Raw genomic sequence first — 17,813 nt, 5'->3', positions numbered from 1 at the left:
CCGCGCAATCCGGGCCGGCACGTTCCGATCCCGCCAGCGTCTTCCAGCTACCCTGGATTTTTGGTATTGAACACATCGGGAACTGACACCCCGCTATTTTGGTACGATGATGCCGCGGCGGTCGGCGCGTAGCCGGCGTCGCGCAAAACTTTCGGCAGATTAGCGGACACTTGGCATGACGAGTTCAATCAACAAATCGGCAAATCCCCAGGGCAAGGGCTTGGTCGCGCTATTGGACAGCTTGCAACAAGCCAAGCAGCAACTGGTCGTACCCGCCAAGAACCTTCAACAAATCAGCAGCGACTTGTTCACCTCGCTGTTCGTGTTAAACAGCCGGATTCGCTTCAAACCGACCGCCGGGCAAACCTATTGGCTGTACTTCAAAGATAACCAGTACCGGCTGTCGTTGATCGCGCCGGAACAATGGCCGCCGGCCCAATCCGGCCGCTTCATCGGCGCATGCGAACTGCAAGCCGATTTGAGCTGGACGCTGGAGCTATCCGACGCCTGCGCCAATGACAACGCCTTCCTCCAGGAAATCGCCGACCGCCGCCGCCAACTCGAACAACAACTGCAACAAGCCGAAACCATCGACGCCGCCTTGCCGGTATATCTGGAAACCCTGCCGTACTACTCCCGCGTCCTCGCCTCGGCACTGGCCTATTCGCTGAAACAATCGATGCAAAAATCCGGAATTTCCGGCTTGAGTTATCGGCAGGCGGAAAGGTTGTTAGCTGGGCCGGCGGAATAATCCATCCGCTAGACACGTTGAGGCCGTTGCGTTTAATCTAGTGCTGTAAGGCCTGAGTCGACCCAAAGGGGACTTTGTCCTGAGTTACTGAAATGGCTGGTAGTAGGCATATAAGAGACAGTTATAATGGCAAACAGCTAAATTTCTGCCGGATTGGAAAGATATACAGGACAATTTAATAATTTGTTAGCCAACACAATACAGGGAGGTTTTCATTGACTGAAGCAAATGAAGGCAAGATTGATAGCTTGAATTCAGAAATTGAACAGTTCGCTGAATCGTTGCCATATTGGGCAAAATATCTGAGTTCAAAACTGCTATCCGGGGAATCAATTTCTTATACCGATATAGACACTGCATACAGCTACGTTCTTGAAGATGCTGGCTTAAAACCATCAACAGAGAAGCCTGCTATTGTAATAAGTTGCGACAACGCATCCTGTGACGGTTTCAAAGATGACCTTCTGCTAACCAGCTTGCAAAACCTCAAAGGCGTAAACGCGCTTGTAGAAAATCAAAAGATTGAGTTTTGCCCTCAGGTAACAATTGTTTACGGCGTAAATGGTTCGGGAAAAACTGGATATACTCGCCTATTGAAGAAGGCTTTTCATAGCCGTTCTACGGAAGATATTCTGCCGAACATTCATGTCGCAAGCGGTCATAGTAATGTATCAGCAGAAATCAGCTTTACTTCCAAATCTAAACTTTATGCCCTTACATACCCAGACCACAAACAACAAAACGAATTCAGACAATTTTCAATATTCGACAACAAATGCGTCAATGTCCATTTAACCAATAGGAATCAATTCGAGTTTAGGCCAGCTGGGCTTGATTTTTTCGGCGATTTAATCGAGGCCTTCAAAAAAATAGAAGAAAAAATAACCGCCGACATTACCAATAAGAGCGTTACAAAGGATTATCCTTCGTTGTTCGATGGTGAGTCAGACATCAAGAATGTACTGAATACCCTTTCCGCAAAAACCCAAATTGATGACCTCAAAAAACTAATCCCGATTACAGAAGAAGAGAAGAAAAAACGAAGTGAACTTGAAGAACAAATGGCGCAACTGCAGACTTTGAAGAAAGATAAAGAGATTGCAGATTTAAATGATTACAAAGAACTCTTAACGACATTAAAAATATCCATTGCCGACAACAACAAATTCTTTACAGCGGAATCACTTTCTGAAATCAAAACAGCAATATCGGACTGTCTGTCAAAAGATGACACCGCTAAAACCGAAGGTATCGAGAGCTTCAAGACCGACAAAATAATGAATGTCGGCAGCAAAGAATGGAAAGGTTTCATAACAGCGGCCCAGGATTTTGCAAAACAACAGGTGGGTGATAACGAGAAGTACCCAAAGGCCGATGACTATTGTATTTTGTGCCAGCAGCCACTTTCTATTGAAGCACAGAAACTAATTGCATCATATTGGATTTTTATTAAGAGTCAGTCAGAGCAGGATGCAAAAAATGCTCAGACAGCATTGAATACACATAACAAGAACTATGAAGAGTTAAATTTCGACCTGCTACCCGAAAACGGTGTATTAACAAAATGGATGCTTGAAAAGCATAAGAAAGAAACACTCGAAATTAAGGAATATTTACAAAAGCAGAAAGCTTTATCTGAAAGCATAATTTCAGACCTAACAACGAAGACAGCAAATAACAGGACAGCAATTCAAACTGATACGACTCACATCGACAGAATCGTTCAGGGCATTGAAGGCAACATAACAAAGCTCCAAGAGAATGACCCCACAGCAGATATCAAGAAACTACAAGATTCAATCACATATCTGAATCACAAAGAAAAACTTGAACAGCATATAACGGGTATTGAAACATATGTTAGTAACCTGAAATGGGCCGCCACAGCGACAAAGGCAAAAGGTAAAATTTCGAAACGTAAAATCACAGACAAGGAAAAAGAGCTTTCTGGAAAATATTTTAACGAAGCATACGTCAGAGCTTTCAATGATGAGTGTAAATCTTTGAATTGCGAAATAGGCATCAATATTTCCCATACTGGCTCGGCTGGCACATCTTATCGACAGTTGTTTTTGAAAGGAAAAGAACCCTCAAAGATTTTAAGTGAAGGGGAGCAGAAAATCATTTCGCTTGCGGATTTTCTCGCAGAAATTAAGCTATCAGAAATCACTTGCGGAGTTATTTTTGATGACCCGGTAACTTCACTTGACGACGAAAGAAAAGGCCGTATTGCAGAACGGATTGCAGAAGAATCTACAAAAAACCAGGTAGTAGTTTTTACCCACGATTTAGTTTTTGTCTCAACATTGATTTCTGCATGCTGTGAATTCAAGGTTGACCATGTATGCCACTGGATTGAAAAAAGAGATGATACGCCTGGATATGTGTTTCTAAACAATGCACCGTCTTATGAAAAGCAATATCGTAACTCTGTAATTCCGAGACGCCATTATGATGAAGCAAATAAAACAGATTGCCCGCCGGCGCAGAGAGAATACCTTGTAAAATCAGCGTTCACCGAACTCCGTACTTGTTATGAGGTTTTGGTTATAAACGACTTGTTCAATAATGTCGTTCAACGCTTCAATGAACGTGTCAGTGTTGAATCACTTAAAGATGTTTGCTTTGACGAAGAGTTAAAAACTGAATTGCTTGATAATTTCGGTAAATGCTGCAGATACATGGAAGGACATACTCATAGCGATAAATATGCGTATCAAAAGCCCACAGTGGAAAATTTAAACGCCGAAATCAATCGCTATGAAACCATCAGAACAAAAATCAAGAGATCGAAAAAAAGAAAGTAAGTGTTGAGCACTTAGCAGGTTGGTGAAAAACCATATTTGAGACGCTAATTTTGCTCAATCAAACCAGTATTTAGTAGGAAAAATAGCTTCATCGGCACTAAATATAGAGTCATTCAACGCCAAAAAAGAGTTTTTCACCAACCTGTTAGGGGGTGGTTAAAAACCGGATCAAACGGGAAGCTGACCAAGGCAGGTTATTGACCGGTGCGGTTTATGAGAAGCGTTGGATGGCAGTTTTCTGGCTCTCACTTGCCATTGGCCCAATTTATCGGCCGACCGCTCTTGGCCGATAGCAACCCCCAAAAATTTCAAAACACCCCAAATTATTCCCGCTTTCGAACAAATGTTACCTTAATCCGCTATGGCCCTTATTTGGCTTTATAGCGTGCTTCCAGTTGAGTCAGTTTCTGTCCGAGATCGGGGGGGGCTAAAAAAACGAAGGCATTTCCATATTTGTGCTTGCTCAGGATATGAAATTCGTCTGCCATTTTGAGTAAATCGGTGCGCGCGGTTTGGTAGCTGAGTTTATGGGCGGCCTGATGTTGCTGGATGGTGTAGATGGTCGTCGGGTGATCCAGGGCATGTCTCAGAATCGCCAACTGCCTGTGGTTTAATTTTCCTTGTAAAGCCGAGCCTTCCAGGCATTGCTCTATCTCGAATATCTCCGCCGTTTTCTTTTCCAGATATTGATGTAAAGCAGTTATGGCTTTTCTGATGACTTCCAGTTGATGAACGATGAAATACGTCAAATCGTTATCGTCGGTTTCGGAATAAAGATAGGCTCTGCCGTATTGCGCCGGCGCTTGCTTAATGATCTGCGATATGGAAATAAACTCCATCAGCCAATAGCCCTGGCTTGCCATGGACCACTACAACGCCCTGGCGGTGCGTCCGTTGCCGAACCAGCCTCCCCCGCCAGGTAATATTTCACACCCGCTACCCTCCCCACGTAGGGCGCTTCGAAAACCGGCAATTGTTACCTTATCCCCCAACGGACCCAGGCTGCGGCTGTTAGGTCCGCCGGTTTTTATTCATTCGTTTTGGGGGAACTCAGATGTACACATTACTTGTTGGTAAACAACGCGCGGCTGGTCGCGCTTTCTGGTTAGCGGTTTTAGTGATCGGCGGCGCGAATGCGGCCGCCGGCTGGGTAGCGACGGGTCCGGCTCAGTCGGTAACCGTCGCCTGGACTAGCGACGAAGATCCGGATGCCGGCGGCCAGGCGGCTTGAGCCGGCCTTGCTGAATCGGATTCGAACTGTTCCAGGAGATAACCATGTCATTCCCAATTTTTCAGATAAGACCTCTGCCTTGGGCTGTTGCGGCGGTGCTGGCCGGCGGATCGTTGGCGGCGGTTCCGGCCGCCGCGGCGGCCCGTTACGATTTTGCCGGTACCGGTCTGCAAGGCGACCGCAACAGCGTTGCCCGCGACATCAACGACCAGGGCCAAATCCTGCTGTTGAACAATCTGCCCGGCAAGGACCGGGAACCAAGCGTTACCCGTTCTTACATTTACCGCAACGGTAGCGCCGAGGAAATCACCGTCGGCGGCAAATCGGTACAAGCTTACGCGATCAATAACCGGGGCGACGTCGTGGCCTCGGTCAACGTCGATGCCGACCATCCGTATACCAATCAACTCTTTATCCGGCGGGACGGCGCCAACGAGATGACCGGCTTGAGCACGGATAGCCGTAAAAGCCTGTCATGGGCGATCAACGACCACGGCGATATCGCAGGTACCTTGGTAGGGGACCGGAGCGTTGCCGGCGTGATCTACCGCAACGGTACGTTGCTGAAAACCGGCGGGAGGGGCGTGAATGCGATCAACAATCGCGGCGACGCCGCCGGTTACGTGGCCGGTCCGAACGGGCTCGGCTCGCTTGCCCACTTGTACCGCGACGGCGTCGGCCAAACGATTGGCGGCCTGGGCGGCGATACCAGCGAAGGCACGGCGATCAACAACGCCGGCGAGGTGGTCGGCTACAGTTCGTTGAGGCCGGATGAGTACCTCCCCCACGCCTTTCATTACGCCAACGGCCGGATGCAAGACCTGGGCAGTCTGGGCGGCGACAGTCGGGCTTCGGACATCAACGATACCAGTCAGATCGTCGGCTATTCGCGCACCACCGACAACGCCATGCATGCCGTGCTGTGGAATAACGGCCGGATTTACGACTTGAACCGGCTGGCAGCGGACGGCTGGACCTTGCACCACGCCTTGGGCATCAACCGTTACGGCCAGATCGTCGGCTTCGGTTCGCACGAAGGGGCTGAAGCCGAAGGCTTTGTACTGACCTTGCATCCGGAATGGCAAGGCAACGGCAACGGGGCTTGGGACGATGCCGCGCGCTGGAATTACGCCGGATTCGGCAGTTTCGGTTTCGCGCCCGGCCAACCGCACGATGTTGTCGTCAATCCGGGCGGTAACGCCGCTATTTTGGGCAGCGCCCATGCCAGCGTGCGCAGTCTTGTCGTGAGCGGTAGCGCCGGCCAAAGCGTGGCGTTTGATTTGAATCGTGGCTATACCGCGGCCGAGCGCGGCACTCGTCTGCAAAATGCCGCGTTGACCGGGGCCGGTACGTTGGACGGCGGCTTGCAAATCGATGCCGCCAGCCGGGTACAGGTCGGTAGCGGCGAGCAGATGCGCTTACTGGGCGGTAGCGTCGACAACGCCGGCAGTATCCAATTGATCGGCGCCAGCGCCAATCTGGCCCGCTTGCACACCGATCGTATGTTGATCAATCAGGGCCAATTGCAACTGCAAAATGCCGCCGCCGATTTTGCCGGCGGCCTGGAAAATCGCGGCCAGCTGCAGGTCGGCTTTGGCGCCAATAGCGTAACCGGCGCCGTGACCAACGCCAAAACCGGCCGAATCGTGCTGTCCGGCAACGGCGAAACCGCATTCTGGGGCGACGTGACCTTGCAATCCGGCAGCGAATTACGGGTAGGGCGCGATGCCGGCGCCGTGTTTTTCGGCCAGGTGGTGGTGCGCGACGGTGCCTTGTTGAGCGGCACCGGCACCAGTTATTACGAAGGCGGCCTGTCCTTGGGCAATTCGCCGGCCTTGGTGGCCAACAGCGGTAGCGCCAGCTTCGGCAGCGAGAACCTGTATCTGGCCGAAATCGGCGGTCTCGAAGCCGGTCAGCAGTTCGATCAATTGCAAGTAGCCGGCAACCTCAATTTCGGCGGCGTGCTGCAACTGATGTGGTGGGACAACTTCGCGGCCCAGGCCGGCGATGTGTTCGACTTGTTCGACTGGGGCAGCAGCTCCGGTAAGTTCACGCGGATCGATACTCGCTTCGCGACCTTGGCCAACGGTTTGCGCTGGGATTTTTCCAAGCTGTACACCACCGGCGAAATCGGCGTCGCGGCGGTACCGTTGCCCGGCGCTTTCTGGCTGTTCGGTTCGGCTCTGCTTGCTTTGGCCGGCCGCCGCCGCAACGCTTAATTCAATATTGTTAGGGGAATTATCATGAAAAACATTAAGTTAAAACAACACTCCATCCGCGGCTTGCTTGCTGTCGCCGGGCTGGGCCTGTTTTGGGTCGGCTCGGTTCAGGCCGGTACCCCCGGCCGCGGTTACAGCACCAAGCAACCCAAACCGACGCCGATCCGCACTCAGGAATATCGGGCGCAAACCGCATGCCCGACCGCCGGTTGCGTAGAGTTCTTCGGGCCGCTGATTCGAGGCATCGGCAAGGGCGGTTAACCGCGATGTTGCCCGGCGGTTTGGCTGCGATGCCGTCGCCGGGCGTGTTTGTTGTCCCGCCCATCAATACCGTTTCACCCTGATGTTTTCGAAGGGCGTGCGTCATGGGCTACGACAGCCAGAAACGAGAGTAATCAGGAGTATCCCATGCGTATCTTATTAGTTTCCACAGCATTCTCAGGCCTGACCCAGCGTTTTTTTACCGAACTCAACGATGCCGTCCATGACGTCTCTGTCGAATTGCATTTAGGCGACGAAGCCCGGCTGTTGGAGGGGGTTGAGCTGTTTCATCCCGAACTTATCCTCTGCCCGTTTTTAACCCGGCGCATTCCGGCCACGATTTACCAGCGCTACACCTGTCTGATCGTACACCCCGGCATAAAAGGCGACCGCGGCCCGTCCTCGCTGGATTGGGCCATTCAGGAAGGTTTGCCGGAGTGGGGAGTAACCCTGCTGGCCGCCGACGCGGAAATGGACGCCGGGCCAATTTGGGCCTGCCGCACGTTTCCGATGCGCGCAGCCACCAAAAGCAGCTTGTTCAACCGGGAAGTGACGCAAGCCGCCGTCGAGTGTCTGTGGGAAGCCATGAGCTACATACAGGCTCCCAGCTTCCGCCCGGAACCCCTGGATTACGGCAATCCCAGCGTCACCGGCAGATTGCGCCCGGCGATGAAGCAGAGCGATCGCGCCATCGACTGGCAACAGCACAGCAGTGCCGAAATCGTGTCCAGAATTCGCGCTGCGGACGGCAGTCCCGGCGTACTGGATCAAGTGTGCGGTCAGCCGTTTTACCTGTTCAACGCCCATGCCGACGACCAGTTCATCGGTAAACCCGGCAGCATCGTGGCGATCGCCGAACAGGCTATTTGCCGGGCCACCGTCGACGGTGCGGTCTGGATTGGCCATCTCAAACCAAAGCGGGCGGACGGAAAGGGCATTAAGTTGCCGGCCGCAATGGCATTGGGTGACCTGCTCCAAGCGCCACGGCAGGGCATGGCCCGCTGGTTCGCAACCGGGGTCAAGCGCCTGACGATCGATCACTTGAAGCCGGGCCGACAATATCCACTACAGGAGATCTGGTACGAGTTGGAAGGGGACGTGGCCTTTCTGCACTTTACTTGCCACAACGGCGGTATGAGTACCGATCAATGCCGTTTACTGCTGAAAGTGTATCGCTATCTGGCGGGGCTAAGCATCAAAGCCATCGTATTGATGGGCGGTGAGGATTTCTGGTCAAACGGCATTCACCTCAATCACATCGAGGCCGCCCAAAACCCGGCGGACGAATCCTGGCTGAATATCAACGCCATCGACGATCTGGTCAGACAAATCATCCAGACTCCCGACAAGCTCACCATCGCCGCTGTGGCCGGCAACGCCGGTGCTGGCGGGGCGATTCTGGCGTTAGCCGCCGATCTGGTGTGGGTGCGGGCTGGGGTGGTGTTCAACCCGCATTACCGCAACATGGGCGGACTATACGGTTCGGAATATTGGACTTATCTCCTGCCCAGGCGGGTGGGTGCGGAGGCTGCGGAGCGTTTGTCGACAGCCTGTATTCCGCTCAGCGCCAGAAAAGCATGGCAACTGGGTATGGTCGATCAAGTGCTGGATAGTTCGCATGCCTTGTTTGTTGCCCAAGTCAAACACCTGGTACGCCACCGTCTCGAAAACGACGCGTTATTGCGGGAAGAACTGGGCGCCAAAGCCGGTCGGCGTTGCCGCGACGAAGCCGAGCAGCCGTTGGCGGCTTATCGTCAGGCAGAGTTAGCCCAAATGTTCGAAAACTTTTACGGCAGTGGCGATTACCACGAGGCCCGCAAGGCTTTCGTGTTTAAACAGGCGGCCAAAGACACGCCGCGTGCTATCGCCAGCCATCGGCAAGCGGAAGCCAAAGCCCAAGTGGTTCGGCAACTGCCGTCGCGATCGGTATCGCCCGACAGATCGCGCAATGCCGGCGCTTTACAAAACTCTTGAGATTAAAACTTAACCAGAGGTGAACGAAATGACTACCAATCTGCAATTGGATAACCCTTTAACCGCGAATTCTCAAGCGGTGACCGACCAAAACGGCAACCGCAGTTCTCTTAATATTTCCAGCGATAGGTTGGGCATCGGCACCGCCGACCCGAAAGCCAAACTGCACGTCAGCGCGGACATTGTGGCCGGCACGGACGCCAACGGCTATCGCTATATCTTCCACACCAGGACCCATGCCGGTGGCGATTTTCTGCATATCACCGGCGACGATGCGAATGGCAACTGGCAGTGGGATAGAGGGATTTCATTGGTTAAAGCGACCGGAAATGTGGGCATCGGTACAGCCCATGCCAGCCAGCGGCTGACGCTGGGTTCCGGCAATGTGCAATTGCCAGCGCCTGTAGGTGGCGAGCATGGCAATCTGTATTTCGGCGGGATAACCGACCAAGGCCAGGTTGGCATGCGTCTGTTCGGCGGCTACATAAACAACACCTATCAATCCGGCTTTATCGACGTGCGTGCCGGCAACCTGGAAAACGGCTTGGTATTCCGGGTGGACGACGTGCAAGGAGGTATGGAACGGATGCGCATCAATGCCAATGGTAACGTCGGCATCGGTACCCAAACCCCGGAAGAAGCCTTGCATGTGGCCGGCAATATTGCCGTCAACGGCGATATTCGCCTGCTCAACGCCGATTGCGCCGAGGACTTCGACATCTGCGACGCGGATATCGAAGCCGGAACCGTGATGGTATTGGGCGACGACGGCTCACTGCATCCCAGCAGCCAGGCCTACGACAAGCGCGTGGCCGGCGTGGTTTCCGGCGCCGGGCAATACAAGCCCGGCATCGTGCTGGACAAGCAACCGACCGGCAAGCCGCGCAAGCCGATTGCCTTGATGGGCAAGGTGTATTGCAAGGTCGACGCCGAGTTCGGCGACATTGCCGTCGGCGACTTACTGACTACCTCGCCGACGCCGGGCCATGCGATGAAAGCCGGCGACGCCCTCAGCGCCTTTGGCGCAGTCATCGGTAAAGCCTTGCGTCCGTTGAAAGGCGGTAAGGGCTTGGTGCCGGTTTTGATTGCCTTGCAATAACTCACTTTCAGGCGTCCATGCACGCGCTAATGGCTCGTGCATGGAGTGCCGCACGATTTTGGAGAAATTCGATGATCACCAGTATCCGAGAAGTTTTAAATTTGACCGGTAAACCGGCAAGTCTGCGCGAGATAGCCGTCAAGCGGAAAGCCGTGTTTCCGGTCTCGCTGCGAAATTTGGTGGGTGCACCGCCGCCTGGAAAAATTGTCCAAAAACGTATTCCGCTGGACTTATTGCAACGAAAATCCGACGAAATTTTCGAGAATCGAAGTCGGCCACTGATCAAAATTCGCTTGCATAACCTGGGAAGCGGCGATCATCGCCACAGTACGTTGACCGTCTATCAGGATGCCGGCTATCAAGAAAATGGAACTCAAGTTTATCGGGAGGCGAGCGGATTTCCGAGGGACTTGGGCCAGTTGAGTTCCCGTATCTCGGATTACCATTTCAACGACTTGAACAGCCGCGAAATTTTGTCACCGGACTTCATCGGCGGCACAAATCCGATCATGCGGATGCTGATTTATTTCGAAACCGGCGGCGAAGAATTGAAGATGAACAACTGGCGAAACGTCAATCTCACCGCGTTTAAACTCGATTTGACCTTCAAGTTTGCGCTGGATGCGGACAACAATCTGCTAGTAACCGAAAAATCGTTGATCAAGGCCGACGTGGCAACCGATGCAGCCTTCGGTTGGCGGGCGGTAGTGGAAAGCGAAATGGAATCCGGGATGCGTAATAAAATCTACGATGCGTTATACAAAAAGGACTCGCTAACCGGCGCCTATGCGATTCAAACTCTGAATCAGGCATTAAAACGGCTGTTGTTGGGCGACGACTTTTTAATAACCGGTATTTCCAGCGACGACGAAGCCATATACATCGACTATCTGTTAAAGCCCGGCCAGTTGGAGTCGTTTCCGGAAACCCCGCAAGCGCCGCTGGAACCTGGATTGCTGAGCAACATCGATCACATCGTGGTGTTGATGATGGAAAACCGTTCGTTCGACCACATGCTGGGGTATCTGAGCAAGCATGGCGGACGTAGCGACGTCGACGGTTTGCATGACGGCGAAAAGAACCGATACTTGGGCAAGGACTATCCATCCATCCCGCTGACCGACACCCAGTTTTTCCAAAGTCCGCCGCACAGTCATGGGCCGGTTGAGGCGCAAATCAACGCTGGCAAAATGGATGGCTTTGCTGCCGCGTTTGCCCAGAAGTTTCCTCAACAACCGGAAATCGTCGGCCAAATCATGGGCTACCACCCCGCTGCCCACGTGCCGGTTTACGATGCCCTGGCCCGCGAATTTGCAATTTGCGATCGCTGGTTTGCCGCCCATCCCGGTCCGACCTTTTGTAATCGCTTTTACACCCTGACTGGCCGACTGAATCGCAACCGGTTTGGCTTGCCGGAAACCGATAATCCACATTTGGCGGAATTTCAGCCGGTCAAAACCAAAACCCTGTTCGATCATCTGAGCGATCACGGCGTCAGCTGGCACTACTACGAAAACCGTTATTGTTTTCTGCGTTTGTTCGAGCGTTATACGTTGGACGATCACTTCATCGTCGACTTCAACGACCCGCTCAAAGGCTTCGTCGCCAGTGCTCAGGCCGGTACGCTACCGGCGGTGTCTTTTATCGATCCCAACTTCGTTGACGAGCCGGACGATGGCGATAACGATGACGGCCCGCCCGCCGACATCCGCGCCGGGCAAAACCTGATTGGCACCATTGTCAACGCTTTGATGAACGGGCCAAATTGGCATAAGACCCTGTTACTGATTACCTATGACGAACACGGCGGCTTTTACGACCACGTCGATCCGTACGACTACTCCGCCAACGCCAAACCGGTGTCGGGTATCGATCATTACGGGGTGCGGGTGCCGACCTTCGTGGTGTCGCCTTGGATCGACGCAGGTTCGGTCAGTAAGGCGGTGTTCGACCACACATCCATTCCGAAGACCATCATCCGCCGCTTCCTGCACACCAATCCGCCGGACATGGGCGAGCGTGTCACGGCAGCCAACGATGTGTCGCAGATGTTGCGTAGCACACCTAGAACGGATAAGCCCGCTATACCGATTCCGCCCAGGCCGCAAGTGAACGCTTTTGCGGCGAAAATGGCGATAGCGGCAGATCCGGAAATCGATGACTTCAAGGACATCATGCGGGCCATGCGGGCGAGATATCCACGAGATCACTAGTACGGCCGGATACGAAGGGGCTGGTAGAGACGGTATATTCTAAGCAAACTGTAATACCAGCCCGCCCCGGCACTTCATCAGACTTTGGGACCGCCAAACCGACTTGCCGTCTATATGACACGTAAACACAGGCTATTCGTACACGTGAATCTTGCCACTTGTATCTCACTATCCGCTTGCGATAATCGTTAGCCTCCGCTACCCGCCATGACAGCTGAATCGGCTAATGCCGTGCGATTGAAACGAGGTTAAACGCATGTCTGCCATAGAATCCAAATATCGAAACGAAATCGAAGTGGAGCGGTTGTGGGTGACGACCGCGATCAGCAATTCAGTGCTGTTAATGCTGCCGTTCCCGGTGCTGATCGTGATCGATCTGTGGCATACCGCGCCGCACAATCAATTGCTGGCATGGTTTGCGTTTTCATCGCTGACCCATTTATCGCGTTGGTCGATTTTGCATTACTACCGGTCCCGCAAGCAGCGCTTGGCGGCAAACATCACGCTGTACAAAATGTTGGTGTTATCGGCCGGCGCGCTGACCAGCTTGGGCTGGATACTGTGTATCGTTCTGTTTCTGGACATCGACGACCCTGCCAATGTGTTGCTGGTCTGCTTGCCGCCGATTATCCAGGCCGTGGGGGCGATGATGAGTTGGTTTGCTTACTATCCGGCCGTCTTGATGTTGTCGATACCGATCGGCCTGACTTTTGTCTTTGAGTTGCTGTATTACGGCGGCGAACATTTCATTGCCGCGGCGATCACGATGTCGTTTTTACCGCTGTTAAGCTACTACTACACGCAAAAATTTTCCGACATGCTCAACCACGCGCTGGAGTTGAGTTTCGAGAATGTCGCGCTGCGCCAGGAATCGGAAGAAAAATCGACCTTGTTGGAAACCGCGTTGGAAAACATGGGGCAGGGCATCGCGATGTCGGACGAGAACGATGGCTTGCGGATGTGGAATGCGCGGTTCAGCGATACCTTGGCCGCGGTCGGTTGCCAAGTCGAACCCGGCACGAACCTGGCGCAGTTGTTGGCTGCAGCGAATCCGCCGCTGCCGGTCAGCGCCCAAGGCCCGGCCCATTACCATCTGCCCGGCGGCCCGGTATACGAAATTCTGCAGGTACTGTTACGCCACGGCGGCCGGGTGATCACGTTTACCGACATCAGTAACCTGATCAAGCGCGAGTTGGCTCTGGAGAATGCCCGGCGCGACGCGGAACGGGCGAATGCCGCCAAAACCCGGTTTCTGGCCGCGGCCAGCCACGATTTACGTCAGCCGATTCATGCGCTGGGTTTGTTTTTCGGGGAATTGTCGGAGCGGGTACGCGGCGAGAACACGGCGCACTTGATCGATCGGATCGATGACGCCATCGACGCCGTCAATTCGATGCTGAGCGCCCTGCTGGATGTCTCTAAGCTGGATGCCGGCGTAGTCACGCCTGAACTGCAAGCCTGCGATCTCGCCGAGTTGTTCGAGCGGCTGCATGCCGAATTTCAGCCTTTGGCTCAGGAAAACCGCAATACCGTCCGCTTCCGGCCCGGCCGATACCCGGTCGCGACCGATCCGGCGATGTTGGAGCGGATGCTGCGAAATCTGATCGGCAATGCCCTGCGCTATACCGAGAACGGCCGGGTTTTGGTCGGTACCCGGCTGCGCGGAGCGGAGCTGGAAATTCAGGTGATCGATACCGGCCGCGGCATACCGGAAGACCAGTTGCACGAAGTTTTCGTCGAATTTCACCAGCTGCATAATGCCGGCCGCAACCGCCGTCAGGGTTTGGGGCTGGGGTTGGCCATCGTCAAACGGCTGGCGCGGCTGCTCGGCCACCCGCTCCAGGTGCGTTCTGCGTTGGGCAAAGGCTCGTGCTTTTCGCTGAGGATGCCGTTGGCGCTAAAGTCTGCGCCGCGCCCGGCTCAGGCCGGCCAACCGCTGCTGGCGACCACGCTGCTGACCGGGAAGCAGGTGTTGTTGCTGGATGACGATAGCAGTGTGCTGGAGAGCATGAGCGGCCTGTTGTCGCGTTGGGGTTGCCGGGTTTTGGCGGCGGCATCCTTGTCGCAAGCTTTGGACGAGCTGGCGCGGGCGGATTCGGCGGTTGACTTGCTGATTACCGACTATCGGCTGGCCGATAGCGTTTCCGGGATCGATTTCGCGCGTGATTTGCGGGAAACACTGGGCTACCGGTTCGAGGTGCTGGTCGTCACCGGCGATACCGGTCCCGAACGCTTACGCGAGGCCGATGCCAGCGGCTTTCCGTTGCTGCACAAGCCGGTCAATCCCGCCAAACTACGTGCAACCTTGCAGCACTTGCTTGGCGCGGCAAATGCCAGATCGTGAGGGGGGCATCAAGCAAACTACGACGGCGCTCCAGCAAATTCGAAGTGATCTGCTTGCAAAACGGGAGGAGTCCATATACGGATTCGGAGCGTAGCGACAATCCGCCAAAATCCAAACCAAGTGCAAGATCAAATGGCGCAGGTATATCGCAAGCCATAAATGGTGGATTGTTTCGCGGATCCACCTTACGCCAATCGTTTATCTGCCGTACGGCCGTTCGATCAAAACCGCCGGGCATTCAGGTTGGATCGCCGTCATCGCTTTTGATTCAAACCCAGCCAGATTTTGAACGCCTTGGATCGGCCAATTGCGGTAGTTCGTCGTCGCCAGATACTTGGCGCTCAAAGGGCTTCTCCACTCTTAAATCTGCCGGTTACCCGTAACTCAGCATCATGTCTAGTTGTTCAACCTCGTCCGAGTGATTACCCGACTTAAGAGCGGTATTGCATAGAACGAGCACTGATTTTTTCACCGTTTGATGTGAGCTGTACGACCCAATTGTTAGGCGAGTCGACGAAGACACCGTAAAGCATCTCACCGAACTTTTTCTTCGAGTAAGACATGTCTGGACCGATGTCGGCCAGAGTCCCAGCCAAGTAGTCCGGCAACCTTATAAGCGCATCAAATCTGTGCTCCCCTGTTCGGTTAGGAAGCTCGAAGTTTATATTGGGGACGTCAAGGATCAAATTTCCCTGTGTAGTGGTCTCCTGGCCGAGCTGGCTTGACGACATGAGAATGAAATAGAGGAAGGCTAGGTCATAGACGACGGTATCGTTGTGCTCAATCAGCTTATCCCTGTCAGAAATCCAGCGCAGGTAGCCCGCCCGAGTCGCCTGGGTCACGAGATAGAACATCGTGGCGGCGAACCCTGATGCCAGGTGAATTTGGCGAGATAGCTTGGCATTCAATTGCTTCCGCGCTAAATCCCTCTCAAAGGTGCTGAGCCGCTTCAGTACGTCATCGAAGTATGTGGGGTCCAAAGAAGCGTGGGCTGGCGAGTTCTTCCGCAAGGATTCCACAAACTCGCAAGCATCCGGGATGAAACAGGACATGTGCTCGATGCGCAGATAGTCACGCAAGAGCGCCGAATCCCTGTCAATGACGAATGACACACTGAACGTCACCGGTTCTGGGCAAGTCAGGTACTGCATCAGCCCCCACGGTACTTGTCTTGTGTTTTTGATGTCGCGGGGAGCCACCGCTGAGAGGTACTCACTGATGTTCTCTGTCTTATCATGATTTGCGATGACCACGAACGAGAAAACATCGTTTTTCTTGCCATTGTCTCCGATGCAGTAATCCGAAACGATGGTCCAAGGCATCCCTGCTGGATAGGCTGCGAACCATTGCTTCATTAGTTGTTGCAATGTCATTGTCGCGTCGATAAATACTGGCAACAAATCCACCATCCGTACTCACCTTCAATTGTTATCCGCGCACGCTTTTCAAAGTGTCACGGCTCTGTTTTGCTGCCAGGACAGCTTTTCGCCGTCGCTCATGACGACCTCTTTAGGTCCAGACGTATTTCGGCATGACGGTGAGCCCCAAATGCCCTTCGAGATCGTCGAGAAATGCTTGCCAGTACGTCAAATCAACTCGTTTAGAGCAGAATGCACCAGCCATGACAATGAAGGCCTTGAGAACCGTTTCCATATCGCTGATGAACCCTTTGATGACCGTATCGACTTGCGCCTCGTAGGTGAGAAACAGCGCATCGCGATAGTTGGCTTTGCCACGGTAGCGAAACGCTTGGTGCAAGAATCCCAGACATCTGCCTTGCAGACGACCGTCACGTAGCTGTTGCGCTCGCTTTGAGCGGAAATCGTTTAGTCCGAGCTTGGATAGCTCCTTGAGCTTCAGGTCTTCGCAGATCTGCCATTCACGATAGTCCCGCGTTCCACTGAGATAGGATATGCAGGCACCACGAGCGTCCGCTACATTAGTGGGGCGCGTGGGGAGGCTGAAGTTATTGCCATTGCGTAGGACAGCTATCTCGGATGTCGCATCCTTCTTGACCAGGGTAGTTAGTCGGAAGGCAAATGGAGAAACTGCCAACCCGTCAGATGCGATTTGCCGATCCCATTGGGTTGCAGTACTGGTATGGTCTTTTTGCTGTGAACCATCCCTGGCCGCGATCATTGCACTGGCGGCACAGTAGATGCCGTAGTACCAGGCCATAATCCCAACTCGCACTAGGTCTTGATCACGACCAGCATTTGCCATCGCCTTCACTGCAGACAGGTGATGAAGGCTCATCAGCAACTGCTCAAACACGGTGTTCATTGCTGCGTCACTTAGATTGGTAAAACGTTGTACATGCTGATAGTAAGTCTGCATGTGGGACCATTCGAGGGCTTCATCTTGCACGACTAAAGCCAAGGCATGCATCCAGTTGACGCTTCCTTGAAGGGCAAATCGCGGTTCTGGGGCTCCTTGTGGCTCGGCTAGCGTGCCGGTGACGGAGGGCCGTCCACGCGTAATGCGTTCATACAGAAAGCTGGCTACCATTGTTTTATTTTCTCCTAACAGGGAAATCTATCGTTCGGTTAATATTGCTAGTCTAGGATTAATATACAACCAACACCAGCCGCTTGAGCTCGATGGAAATAACGGTAGCACTGGCCGAGGTCCAGCCCGTCGAGGGTGGCTCCCGAGCGCCTGCTCTACTCCGATACCTACCCTTGAACCTCTGATATATCGACCGGCGGGTATGGGTCGGTTGTGCCAATTTGCCACGTCTAAAAGCAGTCATTCGAAACTGGCGTAACGATACCGAATCGATGGCTGAGTTTTAATCGGAACCGGTGGCGGTTTTCAATCGGAATGGGTGGCTGGTTTGGACTGGAATATGCCAGCAGATACGAATTCACCAAGCCCTCCAGCCAATTGACCTGAGCCCCGTTTTCTTCATGCC

Annotated in this window: 13 protein-coding genes; 9 read left to right on the top strand and 4 right to left on the bottom strand. The window is 53.5% G+C overall.

Features of this window, described 5'->3' with window-relative positions; translation table 11 throughout:
* Positions 1-175 precede the first annotated feature (175 nt).
* Positions 176-751 carry a DUF2452 domain-containing protein gene (locus PL263_RS12505; RefSeq protein WP_278209695.1) on the top strand — a complete coding sequence of 192 codons (576 nt, stop codon included), beginning with the start codon at positions 176-178 and terminating at the stop codon, positions 749-751.
* A 215-nt stretch (positions 752-966) separates the two neighbouring features.
* Positions 967-3,558 (top strand): AAA family ATPase, encoded by a 2,592-nt coding sequence (locus PL263_RS12500; RefSeq protein WP_278209694.1) that lies wholly within the window; start codon positions 967-969, stop codon positions 3,556-3,558.
* 368 nt (positions 3,559-3,926) lie between these two features.
* Here PL263_RS12500 and PL263_RS12495 read toward each other — a convergent pair whose 3' ends face one another.
* Positions 3,927-4,421, bottom strand: coding sequence for a hypothetical protein (locus PL263_RS12495; RefSeq protein ID WP_278209693.1), 495 nt, complete (start codon positions 4,419-4,421; stop codon positions 3,927-3,929).
* Between the two features lie 191 nt (positions 4,422-4,612).
* On the opposite strand from PL263_RS12495, the gene PL263_RS12490 reads away from it, so the two are divergent.
* The 7 genes from PL263_RS12490 to PL263_RS12460 all read left to right on the top strand — a co-directional run bounded on the left by PL263_RS12490 (position 4,613) and on the right by PL263_RS12460 (position 14,899).
* Positions 4,613-4,789 carry a hypothetical protein gene (locus tag PL263_RS12490; RefSeq protein WP_278209692.1) on the top strand — a complete coding sequence of 59 codons (177 nt, stop codon included), beginning with the start codon at positions 4,613-4,615 and terminating at the stop codon, positions 4,787-4,789.
* A 44-nt stretch (positions 4,790-4,833) separates the two neighbouring features.
* Entirely contained in the window at positions 4,834-7,008 is a 2,175-nt protein-coding gene (locus PL263_RS12485) for a hypothetical protein (RefSeq protein WP_278209691.1), read from the top strand.
* A gap of 24 nt (positions 7,009-7,032) precedes the next feature.
* Entirely contained in the window at positions 7,033-7,269 is a 237-nt protein-coding gene (locus tag PL263_RS12480; RefSeq protein WP_278209690.1) for a hypothetical protein, read from the top strand.
* Between the two features lie 147 nt (positions 7,270-7,416).
* A complete protein-coding gene (locus PL263_RS12475) occupies positions 7,417-9,243 on the top strand; it encodes a hydrogenase maturation protein (RefSeq protein ID WP_278209688.1) in 1,827 nt (608 codons plus the stop codon).
* Positions 9,244-9,271: 28 nt separating this feature from the next.
* Positions 9,272-10,342: a hypothetical protein gene (locus tag PL263_RS12470; RefSeq protein WP_278209687.1), complete on the top strand. Its 1,071-nt coding sequence runs from the start codon at positions 9,272-9,274 to the stop codon at positions 10,340-10,342.
* Between the two features lie 71 nt (positions 10,343-10,413).
* Positions 10,414-12,555, top strand: coding sequence for an alkaline phosphatase family protein (locus PL263_RS12465; protein ID WP_278209685.1), 2,142 nt, complete (start codon positions 10,414-10,416; stop codon positions 12,553-12,555).
* A 256-nt stretch (positions 12,556-12,811) separates the two neighbouring features.
* The gene (locus PL263_RS12460; RefSeq protein ID WP_278209683.1) at positions 12,812-14,899 is read left to right on the top strand and encodes an ATP-binding protein; all 2,088 of its coding nucleotides are present in this window, start codon (positions 12,812-12,814) and stop codon (positions 14,897-14,899) included.
* 198 nt (positions 14,900-15,097) lie between these two features.
* On the opposite strand, the gene PL263_RS12455 is transcribed toward PL263_RS12460, so the two are convergent.
* The 3 genes from PL263_RS12455 to PL263_RS12445 form a co-directional block, all read right to left on the bottom strand.
* A complete protein-coding gene (locus PL263_RS12455) occupies positions 15,098-15,244 on the bottom strand; it encodes a hypothetical protein (RefSeq protein WP_278209681.1) in 147 nt (48 codons plus the stop codon).
* 86 nt (positions 15,245-15,330) lie between these two features.
* Complete coding sequence (locus PL263_RS12450; protein WP_278209680.1) at positions 15,331-16,308, bottom strand: hypothetical protein; 978 nt, start codon at positions 16,306-16,308, stop codon at positions 15,331-15,333.
* A gap of 100 nt (positions 16,309-16,408) precedes the next feature.
* Positions 16,409-17,407 (bottom strand): hypothetical protein, encoded by a 999-nt coding sequence (locus tag PL263_RS12445; protein WP_278209679.1) that lies wholly within the window; start codon positions 17,405-17,407, stop codon positions 16,409-16,411.
* Between the last annotated feature and the right edge of the window lie 406 nt (positions 17,408-17,813).

The organism is Methylomonas sp. EFPC3 (genome assembly GCF_029643245.1).
GTDB lineage: Bacteria > Pseudomonadota > Gammaproteobacteria > Methylococcales > Methylomonadaceae > Methylomonas > Methylomonas koyamae_B.
The sequence above is the reverse complement of the archived record's forward strand: the minus strand, read 5'-3'. Positions and strand labels throughout refer to the sequence as shown.